Origin of the sequence: Acinetobacter sp. AYS6 (assembly GCF_025630795.1) — a bacterium.
Taxonomy (GTDB): domain Bacteria; phylum Pseudomonadota; class Gammaproteobacteria; order Pseudomonadales; family Moraxellaceae; genus Acinetobacter.
Genome location: NZ_JAOTNV010000001.1, coordinates 13,555 through 38,082 on the forward strand (window position 1 = coordinate 13,555; position 24,528 = coordinate 38,082).

The window sequence follows — 24,528 nt, forward strand, 5'->3', positions numbered from 1 at the left end:
TTAACTCTGACTAACTTATTATTTTGTTTGATATTGATAGCTCATAATGGTGGTATATAAGGCTTTACCTTTATAAACCTGAAATCTAACGGAGTTCCCATAATATGCTTTCAGGCGTTGTTTTACATTTTCAAGCGCGATTCCATGCCCTTTCCGTGAATTTATTGTATCGTCTGTATATGGGTTGGTAATGACTATACTGACCTGATTTTGCAATATTTCAACCAATACCCCTATGGTTGCTTTCCCCATCATTGGTTCTACCCCATGAAAAATACTATTCTCTAACAAAGGTTGTAATGTCAATAAAGGAATAGTGACCTGTTTTAATTGCACAGGTGAAAGCTCAATCTTCCAATCTACTTTTAAACGTTCCCCCAAACGCACCTGTTCAATCATTAAATACTGTTTACTCAGCTCGATTTCTTCATGCAGACTTACCAATTTCAACTCTTGGAAGCTGGCACGAAATAAACGTGACAGGCTAATCAACATACCTTCTGCTTTATCTGGGTCTATCGCAATTAAACTCACCACATTATTTAAACTATTAAATAAAAAATGAGGATGAATTCGCGCTTGCATGGCCTGAATACGGGCATTTAACTCTGCATTTTGTTGATGTAACCACTGTTCTCTGAGATATAAATAACGTAAGCAGAAAGCCCCTAGCAATATTCCATAGCTTAGATATAAAGGTACATTGGTAAAATAAATGCTCCAGCTCTGTGTTAAAGAAGTATGTTTATTTAAAAGACCAAACTGAAAAAAATTACTCATTAAAGTGGATAAAACAACAATACCTTGCAACATGACAAAACCGATAGCCAAGGCAAATTCTTGACGTAAGCTGCTAAAAAAATCTTGAAGGCGTTCAACCAAAGCAAAAAACGACAATATCACCCAATTAATAAAAACGATGTATTGTAAAAGGCGTCCACCGCTTAATGCTTGCCAAGACTGCGCTTCAGCCAATGCCAAAACCAGTGCCAAAACATTACTTGCAACAATTAATTCGAATAAGTGTTGCCAACGCCCGTTTTTCGTAAAAAAATAGGAAGAATTTTGATTTCGGTATGCTGTAGGAAACAACTTTGTTTGTTGAGCTTCGGCAAGTGATATACTCTTTTTTATTTTACTGAGCCACCATGACCACATCTTCAAATCCCCCTAATTCAGTAACCCCAGACCAAACCTCAGGTATGTGGGGTGGTCGTTTTTCTGAAGCGACGGATGCTTTTGTAGCTGAATTTACCGCCTCTGTTCAGTTTGACCAGCGTTTTTATAAACAAGACATCGCGGGTTCTATTGCGCATGCTACCATGCTTGCTAAAGTTGGCGTACTCACAGAAGCAGAACGCGATGACATTATTGAAGGTTTAAGCACCATTCGCTCAGAAATTGAGGCTGGAAACTTTGAATGGCGCATCGATCTTGAAGATGTTCACATGAACATTGAATCACGTTTGACTCAACGTATTGGCATTACAGGTAAAAAACTACACACAGGTCGTAGCCGTAACGATCAGGTTGCAACGGATATTCGTCTTTACCTACGTGACGAAATTGATGACATTTTAAAATTATTAGAACGCCTACAAAAAGGCTTGTTAGGCTTGGCAGCCAAAAACGTAAATACGATTATGCCGGGCTTTACACATCTACAAACTGCTCAGCCTGTAACTTTCGGTCACCACTTGTTAGCATGGTTTGAAATGTTAGTGCGTGACACCGAACGTCTTCAAGACTGCCGTAAACGTGTTAACCGCCTACCACTTGGTTCTGCCGCTCTTGCTGGTACAACTTATCCGATTGATCGTGCTTATACAGCAGAACTTTTAGGCTTTGAAGCTGTATCTGAAAACTCTCTTGATGCTGTATCTGACCGTGACTTTGCCATCGAATTTAATGCAGCTGCAGCACTGATCATGATGCATTTATCACGTATGTCAGAAGAACTTATTCTTTGGACTTCTGCACAGTTCAAATTTGTGAATATTCCTGACCGCTTCTGTACTGGCTCATCAATTATGCCACAGAAGAAAAACCCGGATGTTCCAGAACTTATTCGTGGTAAATCTGGCCGTGTATTTGGTGACTTAATTAGCTTACTTACGCTCATGAAAGGACAACCATTGGCGTACAACAAAGACAACCAAGAAGACAAAGAACCTTTATTTGATGCAATCGATACGGTTCGTGGTTCACTCATGGCTTTCGCAGACATGATTCCTGCATTGGTTCCAAATATTGAAATCATGCGTGAAGCTGCACTTCGCGGATTCTCTACTGCAACCGATCTTGCAGACTACCTAGTGAAAAAAGGCGTTGCCTTCCGTGATGCGCATGAAATTGTTGGTAAAGCTGTTGCATTAGGTGTTGCTGAAGAAAAAGATTTATCTGAGTTAACACTTGAGCAGTTACAACAATTCTCTGACTTAATTACAGCAGATGTATTTGATAAAGCTTTAACACTAGAAGCTTCTGTAAATGCACGTGATCATATTGGCGGAACTTCACCAAAACAGGTTGAAGCTGCGATTGCTCGTGCCCATACACGTTTAGAACAGTTATACGCTTAAGGATAAAACATGAGTCGCCAAGTATTTTGCCGCAAATATCAAAAGGAAATGGAAGGTTTAGACTTCGCTCCTTTCCCTGGTGCTAAAGGCCAAGATTTTTTTGAAAATGTTTCTAAACAAGCATGGCAAGAATGGTTACAACACCAAACTACGCTGATTAATGAAAAGCGCTTAAACGTGTTTGAACCAGATGCGAAGAAGTTTCTTGAAGAACAACGTGAGAAGTTCTTTAACAATGATGAAAGTGTAGAAAAAGCTGAAGGCTGGAAACCAGAATAATCGGTTTGTTTTAGCTGATTCATCATTAAAAAAGGCGGGTCTATATACATAGACCCGCCTTTTTTTACGTGAAACTTACACAAGCATAAAAAGCCTTACATAGAGCGAACAGGACTCTACATGACATCAAAAAGCTAAAAACTTAATATCAATTTATAGCAAGAAGAACACGATCCCTGTCGTGTTTATGCACTTGATTTTCTGTCCTGAACTTCCCCCCAAAGTTCGGGACATTTTTTTATCTATTATTTTAAAAATAAAAAAGCCTCGTTTTAAACAAGGCTTTTAAGTATTTCAGCTTAAGTCTTACTTTTCGTGGACCTTAGCTTCAATTTCTTCAATTTTGGTATGACGAGCATCAAAGCCTTTTGCCATATAAATCACTTGTTCGGCAATATTACGCGCATGGTCGCCAATACGTTCTAAAGAACGTAAAACCCACATAACGTTAATCACACGTGCAATATGGCGTGGATCTTCAATCATATAGGTCATTAATGTACGTGTTGCTGATTGATATTCACGGTCAATGTCAGCATCGGCTAAAAGTACACGTAAAGCTTGGTCTGCATCTAAACGCGCAAAAGCATCAAGTGCATCATGAATCATGACACGAACCTGATTACCAATATGACGTGTTTCCATGTAGCCACGAGGCGAACCGCCCTCTTCACAAAGGTTCTGTGCAATGCGTGCAATTTTTGCAGCTTCGTCACCAATACGCTCAAGGTCAGTATTGGCTTTGCTCATGGCAATAACCATACGCAAGTCGATCGCTGCCGGATGACGACGGGCCAAAATTAACGTCAAGCCCTCATCAATATCACGTTCGTATTGATTGACTGCATTATCTTTAAATTGAACATCAATCGCTAAATTTGCGTCTGTATCAAGCAAAGAATGAATTGCATTTGCGACCTGTTGTTCGACCAAGCCACCCATGGTCATAAACTTTGTGTTTACATCTTGCAAATCTTCATTAAATTGAGAAGAAATATGATGGGTTAACACCGGATTACTTGGACTCAAGGGAAGCCTCCAACATGATGGCGCAGGAATAAAATGATTGAGCATTAGAACACAGCAATCATTAAGTTTTTATGACAAAATTAAATTTCAGATAAAAGCATTTTATTACTGATACATTAACCAGCTATTGAGCTCGACCAGATCTTTTTCGCCTAACTGGCCTACCGCAGCTTTTAAACGAAGTACATTCAATAAATAGTCATATTGAGCATTAAGATAATCCTGTTTTGCAGAAAAAGCATTACGCTGCGCCAATAAAACATCAACCATACTTTTTAAGCCTTCGTTATAGCTCGCTTTCGAGGCTTGAGAAACCAAAGAAGATGAATCCATTGCAGCTTTTCTTGCTTCGAGTTTGGCTTGGTCTGTATCGACCTGCATAAAGGCACTTTTCACATCAACATTGGCACGGCGAATGGCAGCATCAAGTTGTGCCTGCGCTTTACTGGCTTCTACAGTCGCTTTTTTAATTGATGTTCGGGTCCGTCCACCATTAAATAAATTCCAGTTCATTTCTACCCCAACCTGATCAAATTTTCCATCAGTCGAGATGAGTGTCTCTGGTGTCTGTTTGGTATAACCATAACTTGCAACAGCATCAATTTGAGGATAAAGCGCTGCCTTTTCTACACGACGTTGATCTTCGCTATATTGTTGCTGTAAACGGGCTTGCTGAATCTTTAAGTTTTTTTGCTGGGCCAAAGAAAGCCAATCATTAAGCTCTGCAGGATAGGGCTTTTGAAAATTGAAATCACTTCGTAATACAGCAAGTTTATCTTGATAAGAACCAATATATTCAGAAAGCTGCTCTTGAGCTAAAAGTAATTGAACATTAGTTGAAATACGATTGGCTCTGGCATTTTGGTATTGAGCATTTGCTTCACTCACATCACTACGTGCCACCAAACCTTCTTTGAGTTTGGCATTCATCATATTGAGCTGTTCAAGCAAAGCCTTTTCTTCTTGTAAGTATGCAACACTCAACGCCTGCTGACGCAATACATTAAAATAGGCTTCTGCCACATTTAAAACATGATCTTGTTTTTGCAGTCTTAAGGTAATTTCACTTAAGGCAACCGAAGTTTTAACTTGTTTATAACCTTCCCAAGCATCCATACGAAATAGTGGCTGACGTGCAGTTAAGGTCGCTTGGCGGGTGGTTGAAGTATTACTCACTAAAGCATCTGAAAGGCCTTCTTGATCAATACCCGGAAAGTTTGAACGTTTTACAGTTTGTCGATTACGAGTAATGTTTCCAGACAGTGTAACGGTGGGTAATAACGCTCCAGTTGCCAAGCCCAAGTTCAGTTGATCTGCTTCAAATTGTTGTTGATTGGCCTGCCATGTCGGGTCATTTTGTTTTGCGCGCTCATAAGCTTCAACCAAATCTAGAGCAAAACTCGAAGACGCAAAACTCCAAAGGCCAACGGCGACCATTAATTTTATTTTCATTGTTCAAATCAACGATAAAACTTGCCCTTAAGACTAAGAAAAATTCGAATCAAACTCAAGCCATTAAAAGTTTTAGTTTTTTTAAGTGTTCTTAGTTTTCGATAATATTAAAATACAAATAAAAATCAAAAACATGCCTATCCAGCCCACCCATGAAACATGCTCACCTACCAACACAATCGCAAAAATCGCAGCAACTAAAGGTTCAAATAAAGTTAAGGTGGTCGCTTTACTAGCATTTACTGTTTTTAGTCCAAAACCGAAAAGTAAATAACCCAAAAACATAGGAATCAGCATCATATAACCAGCCACAAGTAAATTGGTTGAACTGTGTAATAACCCACCACCTGTAACCAACAAAGTAGGAAGCAAAATAACTGCCCCACCACCCATAATCATGCCCATTGCAGCTTTTGAGGCAATACCTCGATCTATTAATCTTTTTGCAGCCCATGAATAAAGTGAATAAGTTGTAGCTGCGACAAGCCCAAGAAAAATACCGAAGTATTTATTCCATTGATTTGTATCGTCTAGAACCGCATGACTTTCACCCATCGACAACATCGTTACGCCAAGCACACCGCACACAAAACTTAGGAACCAGATAGCAGTCAAAGCTTTGCGATCAAAGAATCGTTCTAAAATTGCTGCGATTAGTGGAGCAGTACCAATTGAAACCACAGTACCAATCGTAATGCCGGCATAATGCATTGAGGAATAAAAAGCCAAAGGGTAAATACCCACCGCCGCTACACCTAAAAGCAGTATTGAAAGATTTTCCCTTATAAATTGACGGTTTTCCCGTATCGCTCTTGACGCAATCAAAGCTTGTAAGAGACCTCCACCGCCCATCGCTACAGCGCCAATAGCAAGTGGGCCAAGTGTCGGAGCAAATGCGGCCGCAGTACCTGTTGTTCCCCACAAAACAGAAGCAACTAAAATCGCAATTGTGCCTCCATAGCTACTATTTTTAATGAGGCTAATCATGTGGACATTCTCTATTTAAAATGTCTTCAGCCATTTGTTTTGCTAATAGAAGTTGACGACTGTTTCCTTCTAAGCCTGCTCTTGCCATAGAACCTTCTAAAAGAAAAGAAAGCTGCGTAGCCACATAGTTAACACGCTGTGAGTCGGGTATTAATTTTTTTAAATGCTCAGCAACAATAGCCTCAACTTCTTCTTTATGCTGTCTTACCGAACTTCGCCCTGCACTATTGGCCGGAAACTCAGCCGCAGCGTTCAATAACCCACAACCTCGAAAGCCTTTTTCATAGGCGAATTCTGCATGGTCTTGATAGGCATCAAACACAGCTAAAATGGCTTGTTTCGCTGTTTTGGTTCGTTCTAAACGTATTTGGTAGAGATCAAGCCACTCTTGATGGCGCGCAGCAATGTAGGCATCGACAAGCTCACCTTTTGAAGAAAAATTATTATAAAGCGACATCTTAGCAACATCTGCTTTAGCCGTAACTGAGTTAATTCCAGTTGCAGTAATGCCATCGTTATAAAATAAAGTTGAAGCGGCATCGAGAATTTTCTGTCTTGCTGTTTTATCATTCATAGCTATAATTTAAGTAGACCGACCTACCTAATAATAAAGATTTCTAACAATGATGCAATCTTTTTAAGCGTTATAATTTGAGCAATATTAATTTCTATAAAAGTACAATGATGAAAAAAGTTTTAATGATGAGTATGTGCAGCGCACTACTTTTAGCTGGATGTAATAAAACATCAGAGCAAGATCAGGCTGTATCTAAAGAGCAAAAATCAACTGAGCAAAAGGCCACTCAAAAACAAGACAGTAGTTGCTTACAAATTATGGCGGCCATGAAAAAAATCAATCAAAACAGCAAAATAGAAGACTTAAATCAAATTAATGCAAAGCTTAAAACCTGTGTTCCTTCGTTAAAAAATGATGAGCAACTTAAGCTTATTGATGCATCAACTGCCATGTATCAACGTTTTATTAAACAAGACTACACTGAAAAAACAGGTAGAGCGTTTGAAGCATTTGGCTATGCTGTTTTAGAATATAAACAACAAGACCTTAAAAAGGTCATTCAAAGTCAGAAAAAACTCTTCGACCAACTGAGCCCACGTGATCAATATTTACTTCAACATGAAGGCCAAGCTTACATTGAACTTCTCTATCAAGGCGAAGGCATGTTTACCTATCGACGTCAGCCAAACTATTTAGTTGATGTTTTTTCTAAAGCCTTACCTGCTGACCAAAAAGAGTTTTTAACTCGTATGGCAAAAGACAATCAAAATATTTTCTATAACGATGGTGCGTTGGCTATTTCTTGGAAAGAGCTCACTGAACGTGCGTTATTTTGGGAAAAATTTATTCAAAAATATCCAAAAAGCCATTTTATTAGTGATGCAAAACTACTTTTTAACGAATATCGCTATTTTATTTTCTTTGGTTTAGATAATACGCCAGTGTCAGATGAATATGCACCGAACACATGGTTTGATAAAGAGGCGCTTCAACAAATTCGCTTTCTATCTACACAAAATCAGTCGAGTTTAGCGAAACCTGCGCAACTATTTCTTAAGTTTATTGCCACGCCTGTAGAGGAGCGCAAAGCACAATTTAAAATAGATTTAACTGATAAGAATGGTGATAAAAAATCAAATTATCAGATGACTCATGAACAACTTGAGCAGCTATTAAAATTAGACTCTCCATGGAACACTGAAGTCTATCGTGACTGCCATATGGATGCGGTTTGTATAGATACAAATTGACAATGCCACCCAACCTAAAACATGTTAGTCTGTAAATCGCTTGACGGAGCGCGAGTAATAACTCGCTGAGATTGTGTAAATTTCGTGTTATCGCAACACAAGTTTGAACATGAGTACCGTTGAACCTGATCAGGTTAAGACCTGCGTAGGAATCAAGCCATCTGAAAACTTAAGCCTTAAATTTATCTTGTAAAGATAAATCCGCCATCGTTTTTGGTCGTGCTTGATTCGTTGATGTTATTCATAAGGATCATGTAATGAACCAGTTAACGAATCTCTCTTCTGCTGAAATTTCAGCTCAACATGAACAAGATGCAAAAGATTTAACCCGCATCTTACCCGCTTCTAAAAAAGTTTATATTGAAGGCTCTCGTCCTGATATTCAGGTTCCAATGCGAGAAATTTCTTTAACAGATACTCCAACTGGTCTGGGCGGTGAACATAATCCCCCTGTTATGGTCTATGACACTTCAGGTGTTTATACAGATCCAAATGTTCAAATTGATTTAGACAAAGGTTTACCTTCAGTTCGCCAGAACTGGATTGAAGAACGTAACGATACTGACGTACTTTCTGGCTTAACTTCAACTTTTGGTCAAGAACGTTTAAAAGACATTCGTACAGCTGACATTCGTTTTGCTCACATTCAAAACCCACGCCGCGCTAAAGCCGGTAAAAATGTCACGCAAATGCACTATGCCAAGCAAGGTATTATCACACCTGAAATGGAATATATTGCAATTCGTGAAAATCAACGCCAGCGTGAAGGTGTTGATATGCGTCAACATGCTGGACAAAATTTCGGTGCAAAAAACTTAAAAGAAATTACACCTGAATTTGTTCGCCAAGAAGTTGCTGAAGGTCGTGCGATCATTCCTGCCAACATTAACCATCCAGAACTTGAGCCAATGATTATTGGCCGTAATTTCTTGGTTAAAATTAATGCCAACATTGGTAACTCGGCGCTTGGTTCTTCAATTGACGAAGAAGTTGCAAAAATGACTTGGGCAACCCGTTGGGGTGCTGACACTATTATGGATTTGTCGACAGGTAAAAACATTCATGAAACACGTGAATGGATTATTCGTAACTCACCTGTTCCAATCGGTACCGTACCTATTTATCAAGCGCTTGAAAAAGTTGATGGTGTTGCAGAAGATCTAACATGGGAAATCTTTAAAGACACCCTGATTGAACAAGCTGAGCAAGGCGTTGACTACTTCACGATTCACGCAGGTGTATTACTCCGCTACGTACCACTTACCGCAAACCGTTTAACAGGTATTGTCTCACGTGGTGGTTCAATCATGGCGCAGTGGTGTCTCGCGCATCATGAAGAAAACTTCTTATACACTCATTTCGATGAAATCTGTGAAATCATGAAGGCCTACGACGTTTCGTTTAGCTTAGGTGATGGCTTACGTCCGGGTTGTATTCAAGATGCGAATGACGAAGCACAGTTCAGCGAACTTAAAACACTAGGTGAGCTGACTCATCGTGCATGGGAACATGATGTTCAAGTCATGATTGAAGGCCCTGGTCATGTACCAATGCACATGATTAAAGAAAACATGGACCTTCAGTTAGAAGTATGTAAAGAAGCACCATTCTATACGCTTGGGCCTTTAACGACTGATATCGCTCCGGGTTATGACCACATTACTTCTGCAATTGGTGCAGCCATGATTGGTTGGTACGGCACAGCGATGCTTTGTTATGTAACACCAAAAGAGCATTTGGGTTTACCAAACAAAAAAGATGTTAAAGACGGGATTATTACCTACAAGCTTGCGGCACATGCTGCTGACCTTGCTAAAGGACATCCGGGTGCTCAAGTTCGCGATAATGCCTTGTCAAAAGCACGTTTTGAATTCCGTTGGGATGATCAGTTCAACTTAAGTCTAGACCCTGACACAGCGCGTAGCATGCATGATGAAACCTTACCAAAAGAGGCTCACAAATCTGCACACTTCTGCTCAATGTGCGGACCAAAATTCTGTTCGATGAAAATCACCCAGAATGTTCGTGACTATGCCAACAACCTCACTAATAGCAATTCAGAGGTTGAAGAAGGCCTCAAAGCCATGAAAGAGGTTTATCAAGAACAAGGTCAAAAACTGTATCATAAAGTGTAAATATTCAAAAAAAACACTTGCCTAGCCCTGATTCTCGGTTAGGATGAAATAAATAGATTTCGTCCTGATCGAATCATGAGTATTGTTGAACGTCCAAGTTATACATCTAAAGATGTCGAAGTAACATCACGCGAATCTCTATTCCGTGGTTTTATTCAAGTTGAAAAAGTCAGCCTTCGACATCGTCTATTTAATCAACCTGAATATACCCCTATATTGCAGCGTGAACTTGTTCATCGCCCAGAAGCGGCTGGCGTTCTACTCTACAACGATCAAAGACAACAATTTGCGCTTATTGAACAATTTCGGGTTGGCGCTATTAATGACGCCTATTCACCATGGCAATTGGAAATAATTGCAGGTGTATTAGATGGAGATGAGACTCCTGAGAGCTGTATTCGCCGAGAAACGCTTGAAGAGTCAGGATGTACTATTCAGCATGTACAACATCTATTCAGCTTCTATCCCTCTGCTGGGGCGTGTTCAGAAGTATTTCACTTATATGCTGCCGAAACAGATTTACCAACAGAAGGCGGGGTTTTTGGCATGCCGGATGAAGGTGAAAATATTCTTTTACACCTGTTTGACTACAGCGAAATATCAACATTATTAAGTCAAGGACGTTTGAGAAATGCCCCTGTCATTATGGCGTTACAATGGCTATCTCAACACATCACAACGATAATAAAATCCGACGAGGTAGGACGGTGACTTTTCAAGTCTCAACACTTTCACAAAAAGACCATGTCATTATACAAATTACCGATACCCACCTATTGGAGTATCCACACTTAGAATTTGTGGGTATGAATCCTGAAGAAAGTTTTCATGCCATTATTCAACAGATCCTAAAAAAACATCCTGAAGCTGATGCCATTATCCACACTGGAGATCTGGCTCAAGCACCAACGCCTATTACCTACAAACGTTATATTCAATATATGCAAACGTTAGGTCTGCCATTTTTTCAGACACTAGGTAATCATGATAACGTTGACCACTTTCCACTGCATAAAGAGAACCATCAGGAACCTGTGGTCATTTGCTTAGGAAACTGGCGCGTTATTTTATTAAATAGTGCAGTAAAAGGTCAGATTGATGGACATCTGTCGCCAGAACAACTACAAAATTTAGCGGCATTACTCGAAGAGTTTTCAGATAACCCTGTTTTGCTGGCTTGTCATCATCATCCTTTTGCAATGAAATCTAAATGGATTGATCATCACAAGTTACAAAATTCTAATGCATTACTTACAACGTTGGCTCCATTTGAAAATGTAAAAGCTTTAGTCTGCGGGCATGTTCATCAGGACTCACTAAACACTTGGCAAGGGATCGAATTTTTCTCGACACCATCGACAAGTGTTCAGTTCAAACCGTTTAGTAATGAGTTTGCCCTAGATCAAAATGCTCCCGGCTACCGTTACATTCGTCTAAAAAACGATGGTAGTTTTGAAACAGAAGTCATCCGTCTTGAAAATTTTCAGGGCCTTATAAACACTGATATTTCAGGCTATTAGCCCTATTTCTTATATGCTTATACGCAATTATGACTAGGGTAAACACGTTTTGAAAATATTTACGAGGCGGAATGACTATCATCTTGCAGGAAAAATCTATATGATGACGACCCGATGGGAAAATCCATCGATGGTTTTCTATAAAAACACTTGCATATCACCATATTTTTTGCGTATAGATAATACGTGTATGATGAGGAATGCCCTATTATGGCGAATGACAACCACAACCAAGTTTTGGATGAACATACAGAAGTTGTAGTGGAAGGTGAAAAAGCTTCTGCAAAACGTGCACGTAAAGTGAAACCTAAAACTTCTGACATAGGCACAACTGCAAGTTTATTTGGTATTGCACCTTATCAACCTAAGAAAAATGAAGAGTACATGTCTGAAGGACAGCTCGAGCATTTCCGACAAATTCTGCAAGCATGGAAAGCTGAATTAATGTCTGAAGTTGATCGTACGTTGAATACGATGCAAGACGAATCAACTGCATTGCCAGATGTAAATGACCGTGCCACCCAAGAAGAAGAGTTTGCAATTGAATTGCGTACACGTGACCGTGAACGTAAGTTAATTCGTAAAATCGAACAATCTATGGAAGCAATTAAAAACGAAGACTACGGTTTCTGTGAAACATGTGGTATCGAAATCGGTTTACGTCGTTTAGAAGCACGTCCAACAGCAACTCTATGTATTGATTGCAAAACTTTAGCAGAAATCAAAGAGAAGCAAAATAACGGTTAATTGTGACTGTTGAGAATCTTCTAGCTGAGCACAGCTCAGCTCTTGCGAATCAGCGAAACGATGTGTCGCTGATTCGCTACTCAGGTCGGTTTGCGCCATCGCCAACCGGCCCTTTGCATTTTGGATCACTCATTACTGCCGTTGCTAGTTACTGTGATGCAAAAGCTCACCAAGGCAAATGGCTAGTTCGTGTCGAAGACACAGATATCCCTCGTATTTATCCGGGCAGTGAAGATCATATCCTCACATCACTGGAAGCCTTCCAATTCGAACCCGATGCAGAAATTATTTTTCAAAAAAACCGTTTAGATATTTATGAAAGTGTATTAGACCAACTTAAAAAAGAGGGTCTTATCTACGCTTGTCAATGTACGCGTAAAATGCTGGGTTCAAATGCAATCTATGCAGGGACTTGTCGCGATCTCAATCTTGATTTTCAAGGCCAAGCAATTCGGGTAAAAGTTCAGGATCAGCAAATTTGTTTCGATGATCGACTACAAGGACTTCATTGTTCTAATCTCCAACATGACCTTGGAGACTTTGTTCTTAAACGCCGTGACGGGATTATTAACTATCAACTTGCTGTCGTTGTGGATGATTATTTGCAAGGCATCACTCATGTCGTTCGGGGTGCAGACTTACTAGATAACACCGAACGTCAGATCTGGCTTGGTGAGCTCTTAGGTTATCCTAAACTCAGCTATATGCACCTTCCCCTCGCCATGAACGATCAAGGGCAAAAGCTCTCTAAACAAAACCTTGCTCAAGCGCTCGATTTATCTAAAGCGCCTGAATTGCTGCAACAAGCAATACAAGCATTGGGACAACCTCATGTTGATTTAGACCAGCCTAAAGTTATGCTAAAGCAGGCTATAGCACAGTGGAATGTTGATTTAATTCCACACGGGCAAGAGCTCAGCGGAACCTACTTATAAATAAAAAAACCCGATATCAAATCGGGTTTTCTATGCCTAAATACTCAACTAGAAGTTTGATTCTTCCCTTTCTGGGTTTACTTCTTGAGTTGAAGCATCAATCTTTAAGATCAAGCTAATCATCGCAGCACACATCATTAAAGATGTACCACCATAACTAATAAATGGCAGAGTCAAACCTTTAGTCGGCATCAACCCCATATTCATGCCCGCATTTACCAAGATCTGGAGCAAGAAAATAATACTAATACCGTAAGCCAAATAGCCTGCGCGAAGGTAATGATGCTTCAATGCACGATGACCAATTTTGATACAGCATGCCAACATCAAGAAAGACAAACCAATGACAATCGAAATGCCAAAGAAACCAAACTCTTCACCTAACACGGCCAACATAAAGTCAGTATGCGCTTCTGGCAAATAAGATAACTTTTGGACACTGTGCCCTAAGCCTGTACCAAACCATTCACCACGACCAAAGGCCATTAATGCATTTGATAACTGGTAACCCACACCTAATGGATCTGCCCATGGGTCAGTAAACGAAATCAAACGCTGGAAACGGTAAGGCTCAAACAAAATCAAAAAGACAATACCGGTTACAATCGCACCAAGCATGATTAAGAACTGTGTTGGCGGCGCACCAGCTAAAAAGAATACCCCGACCATCATCAATACAATTACGATCGTAGCACCCAAGTCAGGCTCAGCAATAATCAAACCAACCGTAATTGCCATCACACCACTTAAACGTAATAAGCCTTTCCAATGAGTACGAACCTCTTTGGCACGGCGCACAACATAGTCTGCGGTAAAGATTGCCATCATGACTTTGGCAACCTCGGTTGGCTGTAAAGTAAAGCCACCGATCTTAATCCAACGTGTAGAACCGTTCACTTCTGAACCTACCACCAAAGCAGCAAGCAGCAGAACCATGGTCAACAGCCACAGCGGGAAAGTATTTTTAAACCACGTATTGAGTGATATCCGATAGGTCAAATATGCCACCACAGCCGCAGCAACAATCGAAATACCATGACGAATCACATAGTGAAACGGGTTTTCATGCATATATTCAGCATAGGGCATCGAAGCAGACGCCACCATCACTGAACCGATACACAACAATGCAACGACACAGAAAATCAGGACATTACGTGGCGTCACTTCCGCTGGCCATTTAGGCAATATCCGTTCATACCAATGATTGATTTTCTGGATTGTGGTCTGAGCTAAGCCTGCCATACTACATTCCTAATCATGTTTTCTTTAAACCAACGAATTGACACAGGCAACAAACTGCTGACCACGGTCATTATAACTTTTAAACATATCAAAACTTGCACAGGCTGGTGATAACAACACCACATCTTCAGCTTGTGTTTCACGTTGACACAGCTCTACAGCTTCTTTGAGTGTTGCTGCATGCAAAATGTTGGTTGCGCCCTGAATTGCTTGTTCAATCACTGGAGCATCCTCACCAATCAATACCACAACTTTGGCATATTTTTCGATAGAAGAACGTAATGGCGCAAAATCTTGCCCTTTACCCTGCCCACCTAAAATCAAGGCAACCTTACCTTTTTTAACCTCAATTGCAGCACCTAAACCGTCAATTGCTGCAAGTGTAGCACCAACGTTAGTCCCTTTAGAGTCATTATAATAACGTACATCATGTACAGTTCTCACATACTCACAGCGGTGCTCTAATCCTTTAAATTGTTTTAACGTTTCAAGCATAGATTCCATAGGCAAACCAATGGCTTCACCTAATGCCAAACAAGCTAAAGCATTGGCTACGTTGTGCATGCCTTGAATATATAAATCTGAGCTTTTAATTAAACGCTGCAAACCACGCGCAAGCCAAAGTATGCCATCACCATCTCTTAAAACACCATATTGATTTAAGTCTGGTGCATTTAGACCAAAGCTTTGCATTGGTGTTGTATCTGGAACAAGAGGGCGACTTAAAGCATCATCACGGTTAAATATAACTTTTTTAACGCCTTGGAAAATACGGTGTTTTGCTTGGTGATAACCCCACATATCGCCATGACGATCTAAGTGATCTTCACTCATGTTAAGAACCACAGCAACCTCAGCATTTAAATGTGAGGTGGTTTCCAACTGAAAACTTGATAGCTCAAGTACAAGTAACTCTGGTTGGTCTTTTAGCAAGTCTAGAGCTGGGCGTCCTAGGTTTCCACCCACAGCAACTTTTTTACCCGCATCTTTAGCCATTAAACCAATTAGAGTCGTTACTGTACTTTTGGCATTAGAACCCGTGATAGCCACAATAGGCACTTCAGTCGCACGGCGTAATAGTTGAATGTCGCCTACCACTGAAATCCCTTGAGCAATAGCTGCCTGAATTTCTGGTAATTGCGGTGCAAGGCCTGGGCTTAAAATAATTTCTTCTGCTTGTAATAATAATTCTTGGTCAAGTTGACCAAAACTAGTTTTAACACCAGCTGGAATCTGGTCATGGCCAGGAGGGGTTGGACGAGAGTCCGTTACTGCAACTTGGTAGCCTTGTTCATGCAGGAAATTAACAGCAGAAACACCTGATATTCCTAAGCCTGCGACAACTTTTAATCCACCACGTTGTATTAACATTTTTGCCCCACAATTTATCAATCGACAGAATGGCAAAAATGTTAGCACTTTGCTGTTTTGAATGCTTTTTCAGTTTGAACTTTATTCATCTTTTTTTGTGTCAGTGCGTAAAAAAGCCATCAATATGATGGCTTTTTAAACGAAACAGGAAATACTAAATTTATTGCCATTTGATCGGCTTAATTTCTTGAACTGTATTGGTAGGTTTATCTTCGCTTGAACAACCACAGCCACCAGCACAACCAAAGGTCATTTTTGGTTTAAGCCATGTTGCTAAGGTTGTCCAACCCTGCTTTTCACAAAATGTAGCGAGTGAAGAAAAGACAGAATTTGCTGTTTTTGGAAATACTTTCTTAAAAACAACAACCGCACTCCAAATCACTAAAACCGCAATAATCACATATTGAATCATATACAACCTCCTTTCTTGCCTTAACCCCAATAGTGGGAAGCAATTTGATAGGTAACAAACGATGCCAAATAAGCCAAACCGAACAGATATGCAGTCATGGCAGCAACATGTTTCCATGAACCTGTTTCACGTCGTACTGTTGCCAACGTAGCCAAACAATGTGGAGCGTAAATGAACCACACTAAAAGCGACAATCCTGTTGCCAAAGACCAACCTGTGCCATCTGCACTAATTAGATGTGACAAACCTTGAGCTACCGCATCATCACTCGTTGCAGACAAGGCATAAACCGTACCTAATGCTGCAACCACAACTTCACGCGCTGCCATTGCTGGAATTAAAGCAATACAGATTTGCCAGTTAAATCCAATTGGAGCAAATAAAGGTTGAATAAGGTGTCCGAGCATACCGGCAAAACTATAATCTATAGCAGGTAAAGTCGCCCCTTCTGGTGGTTGTGGGAAAGTACACAAAAACCAGAGCAAAATAGAAAGTGCAAAGATGATTCCACCGACACGTTTCAAGAAGATTTTTGCACGGTCCAGCAAGCCAATGCCCACACTTTTTAAATCAGGAAAACGATAACTCGGCAGCTCTAGCAGTAAAGCATGCTGAGACTTATCTTTTTGCAAAAACTTCATTAAAAATGAAACGCAAAGCGCACTCACAATGCCAGCCATATACAGGCCGAATAACACTAGACCTTGCAAGTTGAAAATACCCCAGATCATTTTCTCTGGAATAAATGCCGCAATCAGCAAAGCGTATACTGGCAAACGTGCCGAACAAGTCATTAATGGTGCAACCATAATGGTCGTAAAACGATCACGAGGGTCACTAATACTACGCGTCGCCATAATTCCCGGTACTGCACAGGCAAAGCTTGAAAGTAAAGGAATGAAAGCTCGTCCACTTAAACCAGCTTGAAACATTAATTTATCAAGTAAAAATGCTGCACGCGGTAAATAGCCCGATTCTTCTAATACTAAAATGAAGAAGAACAAGATCAGAATTTGTGGCAAGAACACCACTACGCCACCCGCACCCGCGATAATGCCGTCAACAACCAGACTATGCAGGAGTGGCTGTGTAATCACACTTCCTATTACTTCACCTAGCCAACCGAAGAAACCTTCAATGCCATCCATGAATGGAGCTGCCCAAGCAAAAACTGCCTGGAACACAATAAACATCATGAGGGCAAGGCTAAGCAGGCCTAAGACTGGATGTAAGAAAATTCGATCTAGAAAATCAGTACGCTTATCGTTTTGCTCAACATAATGAACAACATCTTTAAAAATCATATCGATTTTTTGATGATGAGTCCCGGTTAAACCACTCAATTCGGTTTGTGGCACACTGTATTTTTCTTGATCAAGGGCATGTAATAAATTTTCAATACCCGCATTGCGAACAGCAACTGTTTCAACAACTGGCACACCCAAACGTTGAGATAACTTTTGAGTATTAATTTGGATGCCACGACGACGCGCCTCATCCATCATATTCAGTACAAGTAAAATCGGACGGCCTAGCCCGATCATTTCGAGCACCAATCCTAAATGCAATTTTAAGTTAGTGGCATCAACCACACATAAAAAGGCATCTTGCTGCCCTTCTTCTGCAATCTTACCCAAACACACGTCACGGGTAATAACTTCATCAGGACTAGTTGCATTTAGACTATATGTACCCGGTAAATCAAGTACACGCACTGCTCGACCTGACGGTAACTGAAAATGACCTACTTTACGCTCAACAGTTACGCCCGCATAGTTTGCAACTTTTTGTCGAGTTCCAGTTAAATGGTTAAAAAGAGAGGTTTTACCACAGTTCGGGTTTCCCACAAGGGCAATACGTAACGCATCACTCATGCGGGTACTCCTTCGTCTACTTGAATTTCGATTTTTTCCGCTTCTGCTTTACGTAAAGCGAAACGAGTAAAGCCTATTTGGATCAAGATCGGATCACCACCAAAAACACCCTTGGTAATCACTTCCACTCGTGTGCCCGGCACAAAGCCCAGACTTTCCAAACGAATTGCGACCAAATCTTGCTGCTCAGACTCTACCGATATCCGATTCACATTGGTGATGGTCGCCGCTTGCTTCACTTTTAAAGCTGATAAACGCACCGCATCCGATCCTAAACCTTTTTTTCTAGTATACATATAAATGAGAATAATTACCAAATAAGGTTAAATTTCACTTCTTATTCAGTTTAATCGACAAACCTTAAAGTTTCTTTTACAGTACAGAGGTTTAGAGGATCTAGTGTATGTTAAATAAGAAACCGCGTATTCCAAGCCCTGTTCAAATTCCTGAACATCTAAGCTTTTTACAAGGTTTTCGCGACTATCTCGTTGCCCAGACAGTAAGTCCACATACACGAAATGCTTATTTATCCGACCTCATTCAATGCGGCGAACTTCATAAAAAAACAGCCCTTCCAGAGTGGACAAGTGATGATATTGCGGATGTACTGATTGAGTTGACCAAAGTCGGAAAAAGCCCGCGTTCGATTGCCCGCTGCTTATCTGCTCTACGTCAGTTTTACAAATTTTTACGTGAACAGAAATTACGAAGCGATAATCCTGTAGCAACCCACCACTCTCCTAAAATTGGACGAGCATTACCCAAAGATCTATCCGAAGAAGATGTCGAAGCGCTGATTCAAGCACCAGATATCAATACAGCACTTGGTTTACGTGACAGAGCAATGTTCGAAGTGCTGTATGCATGCGGCTTACGTGTTTCAGAACTGCTTAACTTACGGCTCGAACTCATTAATTTAAAACAAGGCTATTTACGTGTTACAGGTAAAGGCAATAAAGAGCGTTTGGTCCCATTAGGACAATTTGCTTGTGAGTGGGTAGAACGCTATTTGAGTAATGCTCGGCCTCAACTTTATAAAAGTTCGACTGACTATCTTTTTTTAACCCAACATGGTGGGATTATGAGTCGTCAGAACTTTTGGTATGCCATTAAACGCTATGCACTACAAGCCAATATTCAAGCTGAACTTTCACCTCACACGTTACGTCATGCCTTTGCGACGCACCTGCTCAATCACGGCGCGGACTTGCGTGTAGTACAAATGTTACTGGGTCATAGCGATTTATCTACAACTCAAATTTACACACATGTGGCACAAGTAAGAATGCAACAATTGCATGAAAAACATCATCCTAGAGGTTAAAAAATTTAAATCTTATGATTTGAAAATAAGCCTAACAATCATTTGATTTCGTTCACAAAGGTTAAGAAAGTTTTAACAATACACACTAGATTTTTTGTTATGCTTAGCAGCTTCTGACTATAAATACTGATGAAATAAGGGTTATCTATGTCTTTTACCCGATCTCAACTTTTTCTTGCCTGTGCGTTGGCTTCTAGCCTGTTATTCAGTGCTTGTTCTAAAGAAAACAAACCACAAAAAGAAGATGCGCTCACTGCGACCGCACCTGCTACAGGGGAAGCTTCAACCATTATTGAACGCAATGCTAAACAGCGTTTAATTGAAACTTTGCAAAAACAATTTAAGAGTGCAAATATCAACGCCAAAATTTTAGATATTAAGCCAACTGAGGTTCCTAATCTATATTGGGTAAATCTTGAAGGGATGACGTCAATTTATACAACCAGCGATGGTAAATACCTTATTCAAGGTGATGTAATCCGATTAGGTGATAAAGAACTTCATAATATTGGAGATAATCTTCAAGCATCAGAAAATAAAAAGCATCTTGCTGCTTTAAAAAATGAAGATCTCATTGTTTACCCTGCAAAAGGTAAGGCGAAACACGTCATCTATGTATTTACCGATGCAAGTTGTCCTTATTGCCATAAACTACATGAGCACATACCCGTAATTAATGAAAAGGGTATTGAGGTACGCTATATCGCTTGGCCACGCGGTGAACAATTTATGCCGACCATGGAAGCTGTATGGTGTAGCGCAGATCGTAAAGCTGCCTTTAATCAAGCAGTACAAGGCATCAACATCCCTCCTGCTCAGTGTAAAAACCCGGTTCGAGCGCAATATCAACTTGGCTTAAACATGGGTGTAAATGGTACACCTGCTATTTATAGTGTTGATGGTGAGTACTTGGGTGGATATCTAACACCAGATGAATTAATTAAACGTCTGGATAAATAATCCACTTAAAGTTGATGAATGATTAATCATCAATGTCTTACAAAAAGCGCTGCTCTGATTGCAGCGCTTTGTTTTTTCAATCAATAATGCTTTACCTACCTGTGTTTAAAGACTGATCTACTCTTCTTTTCTAAACATCGCACTCTAATTCATTGAACAGGCACTAAAAGCGCTAGAGTCTGGCGTTTTTTTTAGCTATGATCTAGCTTCAACTAAATGATTAAATGATGAATGGAGTGTGACGTGAAACCAGTTCGCCTGGCAATACTCGGTCTAGGAACCGTAGGTGGAGGAGCCCTTAAACTACTACAAGAAAATGCCGCTGAAATTAAACGTCGCACCGGTCGAGAAATTCAAATTACCCACGTTGGAACACGTCGCCCTCGTCCAGATCTCGAGCTAGAAGGGATTAAACAAAGCGCAGATTTACTTGATATCGTTCGTCAACCAGACGTTGATATGGTTGTTGAAGTGATGGGTGGCATACACCCTGCTTACGAAGTTATCATGGAAGCGATCAAACACGGCAAACAAGTCGTGACTGCAAATAAAGCTTTACTCGCTGAACATGGCAACGAACTATTTAAAGCAGCTGAAGATAATGCTGTACAAATTGCCTATGAAGCAGCAGTTGCTGGCGGCATTCCAATTATTAAAGTCATCCGCGAAGGTCTTGCTGCAAACCATATCGAATGGTTAGCAGGCATTATTAATGGTACAGGCAACTTTATTCTGACCGAAATGCGTGAGAAAGGCCGTGCATTTGATGATGTATTAAAAGAAGCTCAAGAGCTTGGTTATGCAGAAGCAGATCCAACTTTTGACGTTGAAGGTATCGATGCTGCGCACAAACTTACAATTTTAGCGTCTTGTGCGTTTGGTATTCCTCTTCAATTTGATAAGGTCTATACCGAAGGTATTAGCAAAATTACCGCACAAGATGTGAAATATGCCGAAGAGCTCGGTTTCCGCATTAAACACCTAGGAATTGCGCGCCGCGCTGAAAAGGGTATTGAACTACGTGTTCACCCAACCCTCATTCCAGATGAACAGCTTATTGCGAATGTAAATGGCGTTAAAAATGCTGTTTTAGTTCAAGCGAACGCCGTAGGTCCTACACTTTATTATGGTGCTGGTGCTGGTGCTGGTCCAACTGCTTCTGCTGTTGTTGCCGATGTAATTGATATTGTTCGTGACATCTCTTATACCGAAGATGGCGCAGGAACAATTCCTCAGTTGGCTTTTGAAGCATTAACAAATGTGCCAATTTTAAGCCGTGAAGAAATGACCACAGGTTATTACATCCGCTTAAATGCTGAAGATCAAACTGGCGTACTTGCAGATGTCACTACCATCTTAAGCCGCGCTGGAATTAGTATTGATGCGATCATGCAACAATCTCGTTTAAAAGATCTCATTCCAATCGTGATTCTGACCGATCCAATCGTTGAATCTAAAATGGATGATGCTCTTGCACAAATCCAAGCATTACCTGCAATTCGTGGCGAAATCGTAAGAATTCGTTTAGAATCGCTCGATAGTTAATCAGGTTGAGGGAAAGATTCCCTCTCCCGCTTCACCTCTAATTGGAACACCATCATGTCTAATGCCAATCGTTATACTGGTCTTGTAGATCGTTATCGTGACCGTTTGCCAGTTTCGGCAACTACTCGTGCTATCTCTTTGGGTGAAGGCAACACCCCACTCATTAAACTTGAGAATATTCCACGTATTATTGGCAAAGATGTTGAAATTTATGTGAAATATGAGGGTTTAAACCCAACTGGTTCATTTAAAGACCGTGGTATGACCATGGCTGTAACCAAAGCGGTTGAAGAAGGCTCTAAAGCGATTATCTGTGCATCTACTGGTAACACTTCTGCTGCTGCTGCTGCTTATGCTGCACGTGCAGGTATCAAAGCATTTGTTTTGATTCCAGAAGGCAAAATTGCAATGGGTAAAATGGCGCAAGCGATGATGTATGGTGCGATCACTATGCAAATCCGTGGCAACTTCGATGATGGTATGCGTCTTGTAAAAGAAGTCGCTGATCAAGCGCCAGTTACGATTGTAAACTCAATCAACCCTTACCGTTTGCAAGGTCAAAAAACTATTGCTTATGAAATCGTTGAAGCTTTAGGCCGTGCACCTGATTATCACTGCTTACCTGTTGGTAACGCAGGTAACATCACTGCTCACTGGATGGGTTATACCGAAGCGGTAGCAAACCAACCTGCTGATCAGTTTGAACAAGTGATTTATGATGCAGCTACTGATCAATTCACTGGTCCAAAACCTGAAGGTTTACCAACAATGGTAGGTTATCAGGCTTCTGGCGCAGCTCCATTCTTACGTGGTGCTCCAGTTGAAAACCCAGAAACAGTTGCAACTGCAATCCGTATTGGTAATCCACAAAGCTGGAACCATGCAAAAGCAGTCGTACGCGACTCTAAGGGCTGGTTCGATGAACTTCAAGACAGCGAAATTTTAGAAGCTCAACGCTTACTTTCTATGTATGAAGGCGTATTTGTTGAGCCAGCATCTGCTGCTTCTATTGGTGGTGCGATTCGTGACATTAAAGCAGGTAAAATTGCTGAAGGTTCTGTCATTGTATGTACAGTAACTGGTAATGGCTTAAAAGATCCAGATACTGCAATCAAACAATGTGCTGATGCAGTCATGTTGTCAATTGATGCAACAATGAACCAAGTAAAAGATTCGATTTTATCTAATATGTAAAATCTGAGTTTTCATAAAAACGGCTGTTCAATATAGCCGTTTTTTTATGACCTTTTTAATAGGCAGAAAAAAACGCTTCTTGATAGAAGCGTTTTTAGAATATTTAGATTAAATACGTTTTGGTAAATTACTTAACCAACCCAATAGGTTAGTCGCATCATTATTACGCGCCTGCGTACTTGGCTCACCAAGCAATACAATCACTGCTGGACGCGAATTTACTGTTGTATGCATCACAACACAACGACCTGCTTCATTGATATAACCTGTTTTAGACAAGTTAATGTTCCAACCACCATTACGCACTAGAGCATTGGTGTTGTTGGATTTCAACACGCGATAACCCAAGTTAAAATCATAAGTCGGTGTTGTTGAGAATTGACGAATTAAACCATATTGAGATGCTGTACTCGCCAAAATCCCTAAGTCACGCGCAGAAGATACATTACGTGGATCTAACCCTGTTGACTCGTAATAATGAGTTGCGTTCATACCTAAAGCACGTGCTTTAGAGTTCATTGCTGCTACAAATGCAGGACGACCGCCCGGATATGTACGTGCTAAAGCCGCTGCTGCCGGATTTTCCGACTTCATTAAAGCAAACAATAATACTTCTGCACGGTTCATCTTGTCACCAACACGGAGTGTTGAACTTGAGTTTTTACCGTTTGCTCCCGCAAAATCAATTTGCTCAAGCGTAATTTCTTCTGACATGTTTAAACGAGCATCTGCCGTTACCACTGCTGTCATTAACTTGGTAATAGATGCAATTGGTACAGAAGCGTTCGTATTTTTACTAAACAGCACCTCACCAGTTTGCGCATCCATCACTAACGCAGCTCGAGCACTTACACTCGGCTGAGCATTGTAACCAGTCGTATCACGAATTGGCGCAAGTTTAGGAGCAGATGCGATAACTTTCGGTGCGTTACCACCACGCAATGTTGTGGTTACAGATGTTGAACCTTGTGGAGTTGGTTCATCATCTTCCTCATTCAAAAATTGGCTAGCATCAGCTGCAGTCCAATTTAAGCTTGCAGTACCACTATTCCCTGAGGACGGGTTATTGACGAGTTCTGCAAAGCTTGTTGAACTCAAACTAAGCAAAATAGACATGCTTAGCACATGTATTAAAGACTTTTTAGAATTTTTCACGGCACAATACTCGAC

The 24,528-nt window shown here is 40.6% G+C and carries 23 protein-coding genes and 1 riboswitch; of the genes, 12 read left to right on the forward strand and 11 right to left on the reverse strand.

Translation table 11 applies throughout. The annotated features are described in order from the left end of the window. Positions 1–18: 18 nt before the first annotated feature. On the reverse strand, positions 19–1,158 hold the full coding sequence (locus OD757_RS00095) for a sensor histidine kinase (RefSeq protein ID WP_263030470.1): 1,140 nt from the start codon (positions 1,156–1,158) through the stop codon (positions 19–21). On the opposite strand from OD757_RS00095, the gene argH reads away from it, so the two are divergent. Both argH and OD757_RS00105 read left to right on the forward strand, forming a co-directional pair. Then, complete coding sequence (argH, locus tag OD757_RS00100) at positions 1,149–2,582, forward strand: argininosuccinate lyase (RefSeq protein WP_009392307.1); 1,434 nt, start codon at positions 1,149–1,151, stop codon at positions 2,580–2,582. The genes OD757_RS00095 and argH overlap by 10 nt on opposite strands. Positions 2,583–2,591: 9 nt before the next feature. Next, entirely contained in the window at positions 2,592–2,861 is a 270-nt protein-coding gene (locus OD757_RS00105; RefSeq protein WP_004699209.1) for an oxidative damage protection protein, read from the forward strand. 306 nt (positions 2,862–3,167) lie between these two features. Here OD757_RS00105 and phoU read toward each other — a convergent pair whose 3' ends face one another. From phoU to OD757_RS00130, 4 genes are all read right to left on the reverse strand, one after another. Then, entirely contained in the window at positions 3,168–3,890 is a 723-nt protein-coding gene (gene phoU / locus OD757_RS00110; protein ID WP_013199117.1) for a phosphate signaling complex protein PhoU, read from the reverse strand. 105 nt (positions 3,891–3,995) lie between these two features. Further along, positions 3,996–5,327: a TolC family outer membrane protein gene (locus tag OD757_RS00115; protein WP_263030471.1), complete on the reverse strand. Its 1,332-nt coding sequence runs from the start codon at positions 5,325–5,327 to the stop codon at positions 3,996–3,998. A gap of 96 nt (positions 5,328–5,423) precedes the next feature. Beyond that, entirely contained in the window at positions 5,424–6,329 is a 906-nt protein-coding gene (locus OD757_RS00125; RefSeq protein WP_009392327.1) for a DMT family transporter, read from the reverse strand. After that, entirely contained in the window at positions 6,322–6,903 is a 582-nt protein-coding gene (locus OD757_RS00130) for a TetR/AcrR family transcriptional regulator (protein WP_009392294.1), read from the reverse strand. The genes OD757_RS00125 and OD757_RS00130 overlap by 8 nt, the downstream gene beginning before the upstream one ends. Before the next feature lie 107 nt (positions 6,904–7,010). Between OD757_RS00130 and OD757_RS00135 the strand changes: the two genes are divergently transcribed. The 6 genes from OD757_RS00135 (at position 7,011) to gluQRS (ending at position 13,433) form a co-directional block, all read left to right on the forward strand. Further along, positions 7,011–8,096, forward strand: a complete 1,086-nt coding sequence (locus OD757_RS00135) for a hypothetical protein (protein ID WP_263030472.1) — start codon at positions 7,011–7,013, stop codon at positions 8,094–8,096. Between the two features lie 34 nt (positions 8,097–8,130). Beyond that, positions 8,131–8,265, forward strand: a riboswitch (TPP riboswitch). 88 nt (positions 8,266–8,353) lie between these two features. Beyond that, positions 8,354–10,231 (forward strand): phosphomethylpyrimidine synthase ThiC, encoded by a 1,878-nt coding sequence (gene thiC / locus OD757_RS00140; RefSeq protein WP_004795134.1) that lies wholly within the window; start codon positions 8,354–8,356, stop codon positions 10,229–10,231. Positions 10,232–10,306: 75 nt separating this feature from the next. Further along, on the forward strand, positions 10,307–10,942 hold the full coding sequence (locus OD757_RS00145; protein WP_263030473.1) for an NUDIX domain-containing protein: 636 nt from the start codon (positions 10,307–10,309) through the stop codon (positions 10,940–10,942). After that, positions 10,939–11,751, forward strand: coding sequence for a 3',5'-cyclic-AMP phosphodiesterase (gene cpdA, locus OD757_RS00150; protein ID WP_263030474.1), 813 nt, complete (start codon positions 10,939–10,941; stop codon positions 11,749–11,751). Before OD757_RS00145 ends, cpdA begins: the two co-directional genes overlap by 4 nt. 210 nt (positions 11,752–11,961) lie before the next feature. Then, a complete protein-coding gene (dksA, locus tag OD757_RS00155; protein WP_004640678.1) occupies positions 11,962–12,498 on the forward strand; it encodes an RNA polymerase-binding protein DksA in 537 nt (178 codons plus the stop codon). Between the two features lie 2 nt (positions 12,499–12,500). Continuing rightward, the gene (gene gluQRS, locus OD757_RS00160; RefSeq protein ID WP_263030475.1) at positions 12,501–13,433 is read left to right on the forward strand and encodes a tRNA glutamyl-Q(34) synthetase GluQRS; all 933 of its coding nucleotides are present in this window, start codon (positions 12,501–12,503) and stop codon (positions 13,431–13,433) included. 48 nt (positions 13,434–13,481) lie between these two features. Here gluQRS and ftsW read toward each other — a convergent pair whose 3' ends face one another. The 5 genes from ftsW to OD757_RS00185 form a co-directional block, all read right to left on the reverse strand. Then, positions 13,482–14,678: a putative lipid II flippase FtsW gene (gene ftsW / locus OD757_RS00165; protein ID WP_004795141.1), complete on the reverse strand. Its 1,197-nt coding sequence runs from the start codon at positions 14,676–14,678 to the stop codon at positions 13,482–13,484. Between the two features lie 24 nt (positions 14,679–14,702). Further along, positions 14,703–16,049 carry a UDP-N-acetylmuramoyl-L-alanine--D-glutamate ligase gene (gene murD / locus OD757_RS00170; protein WP_263030476.1) on the reverse strand — a complete coding sequence of 449 codons (1,347 nt, stop codon included), beginning with the start codon at positions 16,047–16,049 and terminating at the stop codon, positions 14,703–14,705. A 160-nt stretch (positions 16,050–16,209) separates the two neighbouring features. Next, positions 16,210–16,461: a DUF6587 family protein gene (locus tag OD757_RS00175; protein WP_262144967.1), complete on the reverse strand. Its 252-nt coding sequence runs from the start codon at positions 16,459–16,461 to the stop codon at positions 16,210–16,212. Between the two features lie 20 nt (positions 16,462–16,481). Next, positions 16,482–18,335: a ferrous iron transporter B gene (gene feoB / locus OD757_RS00180; RefSeq protein WP_263030477.1), complete on the reverse strand. Its 1,854-nt coding sequence runs from the start codon at positions 18,333–18,335 to the stop codon at positions 16,482–16,484. Continuing rightward, positions 18,332–18,595 carry a ferrous iron transport protein A gene (locus tag OD757_RS00185; protein WP_009392243.1) on the reverse strand — a complete coding sequence of 88 codons (264 nt, stop codon included), beginning with the start codon at positions 18,593–18,595 and terminating at the stop codon, positions 18,332–18,334. Before OD757_RS00185 ends, feoB begins: the two co-directional genes overlap by 4 nt. Positions 18,596–18,738: 143 nt before the next feature. Between OD757_RS00185 and xerD the strand changes: the two genes are divergently transcribed. The 4 genes from xerD (at position 18,739) to thrC (ending at position 23,358) form a co-directional block, all read left to right on the forward strand. Then, positions 18,739–19,659 carry a site-specific tyrosine recombinase XerD gene (xerD, locus tag OD757_RS00190; protein WP_009392373.1) on the forward strand — a complete coding sequence of 307 codons (921 nt, stop codon included), beginning with the start codon at positions 18,739–18,741 and terminating at the stop codon, positions 19,657–19,659. Positions 19,660–19,806: 147 nt separating this feature from the next. After that, positions 19,807–20,619: a DsbC family protein gene (locus OD757_RS00195; RefSeq protein ID WP_263030478.1), complete on the forward strand. Its 813-nt coding sequence runs from the start codon at positions 19,807–19,809 to the stop codon at positions 20,617–20,619. 243 nt (positions 20,620–20,862) lie between these two features. Then, on the forward strand, positions 20,863–22,164 hold the full coding sequence (locus OD757_RS00200) for a homoserine dehydrogenase (RefSeq protein ID WP_009392339.1): 1,302 nt from the start codon (positions 20,863–20,865) through the stop codon (positions 22,162–22,164). A 54-nt stretch (positions 22,165–22,218) separates the two neighbouring features. Next, positions 22,219–23,358 carry a threonine synthase gene (gene thrC / locus OD757_RS00205; protein WP_009392265.1) on the forward strand — a complete coding sequence of 380 codons (1,140 nt, stop codon included), beginning with the start codon at positions 22,219–22,221 and terminating at the stop codon, positions 23,356–23,358. A gap of 108 nt (positions 23,359–23,466) precedes the next feature. On the opposite strand, the gene pbpG is transcribed toward thrC, so the two are convergent. Continuing rightward, a complete protein-coding gene (gene pbpG / locus OD757_RS00210; RefSeq protein WP_155757901.1) occupies positions 23,467–24,513 on the reverse strand; it encodes a D-alanyl-D-alanine endopeptidase PBP7/8 in 1,047 nt (348 codons plus the stop codon). Between the last annotated feature and the right edge of the window lie 15 nt (positions 24,514–24,528).

Bases quoted from the DNA above. Each gene is read 5' to 3' on its own strand.
- argH (WP_009392307.1), top strand. From the start codon at position 1,149: ATGACCACATCTTCAAATCCCCCTAATTCAGTAACCCCAGACCAAACC.
- OD757_RS00095 (WP_263030470.1), bottom strand. From the start codon at position 1,158: ATGTGGTCATGGTGGCTCAGTAAAATAAAAAAGAGTATATCACTTGCC.
- OD757_RS00105 (WP_004699209.1), top strand. From the start codon at position 2,592: ATGAGTCGCCAAGTATTTTGCCGCAAATATCAAAAGGAAATGGAAGGT.
- OD757_RS00115 (WP_263030471.1), bottom strand. From the start codon at position 5,327: ATGGTCGCCGTTGGCCTTTGGAGTTTTGCGTCTTCGAGTTTTGCTCTA.
- OD757_RS00125 (WP_009392327.1), bottom strand. From the start codon at position 6,329: ATGATTAGCCTCATTAAAAATAGTAGCTATGGAGGCACAATTGCGATT.
- OD757_RS00130 (WP_009392294.1), bottom strand. From the start codon at position 6,903: ATGAATGATAAAACAGCAAGACAGAAAATTCTCGATGCCGCTTCAACT.
- OD757_RS00135 (WP_263030472.1), top strand. From the start codon at position 7,011: ATGATGAAAAAAGTTTTAATGATGAGTATGTGCAGCGCACTACTTTTA.
- thiC (WP_004795134.1), top strand. From the start codon at position 8,354: ATGAACCAGTTAACGAATCTCTCTTCTGCTGAAATTTCAGCTCAACAT.
- OD757_RS00145 (WP_263030473.1), top strand. From the start codon at position 10,307: ATGAGTATTGTTGAACGTCCAAGTTATACATCTAAAGATGTCGAAGTA.
- dksA (WP_004640678.1), top strand. From the start codon at position 11,962: ATGGCGAATGACAACCACAACCAAGTTTTGGATGAACATACAGAAGTT.
- ftsW (WP_004795141.1), bottom strand. From the start codon at position 14,678: ATGGCAGGCTTAGCTCAGACCACAATCCAGAAAATCAATCATTGGTAT.
- murD (WP_263030476.1), bottom strand. From the start codon at position 16,049: ATGTTAATACAACGTGGTGGATTAAAAGTTGTCGCAGGCTTAGGAATA.
- OD757_RS00175 (WP_262144967.1), bottom strand. From the start codon at position 16,461: ATGATTCAATATGTGATTATTGCGGTTTTAGTGATTTGGAGTGCGGTT.
- feoB (WP_263030477.1), bottom strand. From the start codon at position 18,335: ATGAGTGATGCGTTACGTATTGCCCTTGTGGGAAACCCGAACTGTGGT.
- xerD (WP_009392373.1), top strand. From the start codon at position 18,739: ATGTTAAATAAGAAACCGCGTATTCCAAGCCCTGTTCAAATTCCTGAA.
- OD757_RS00195 (WP_263030478.1), top strand. From the start codon at position 19,807: ATGTCTTTTACCCGATCTCAACTTTTTCTTGCCTGTGCGTTGGCTTCT.
- thrC (WP_009392265.1), top strand. From the start codon at position 22,219: ATGTCTAATGCCAATCGTTATACTGGTCTTGTAGATCGTTATCGTGAC.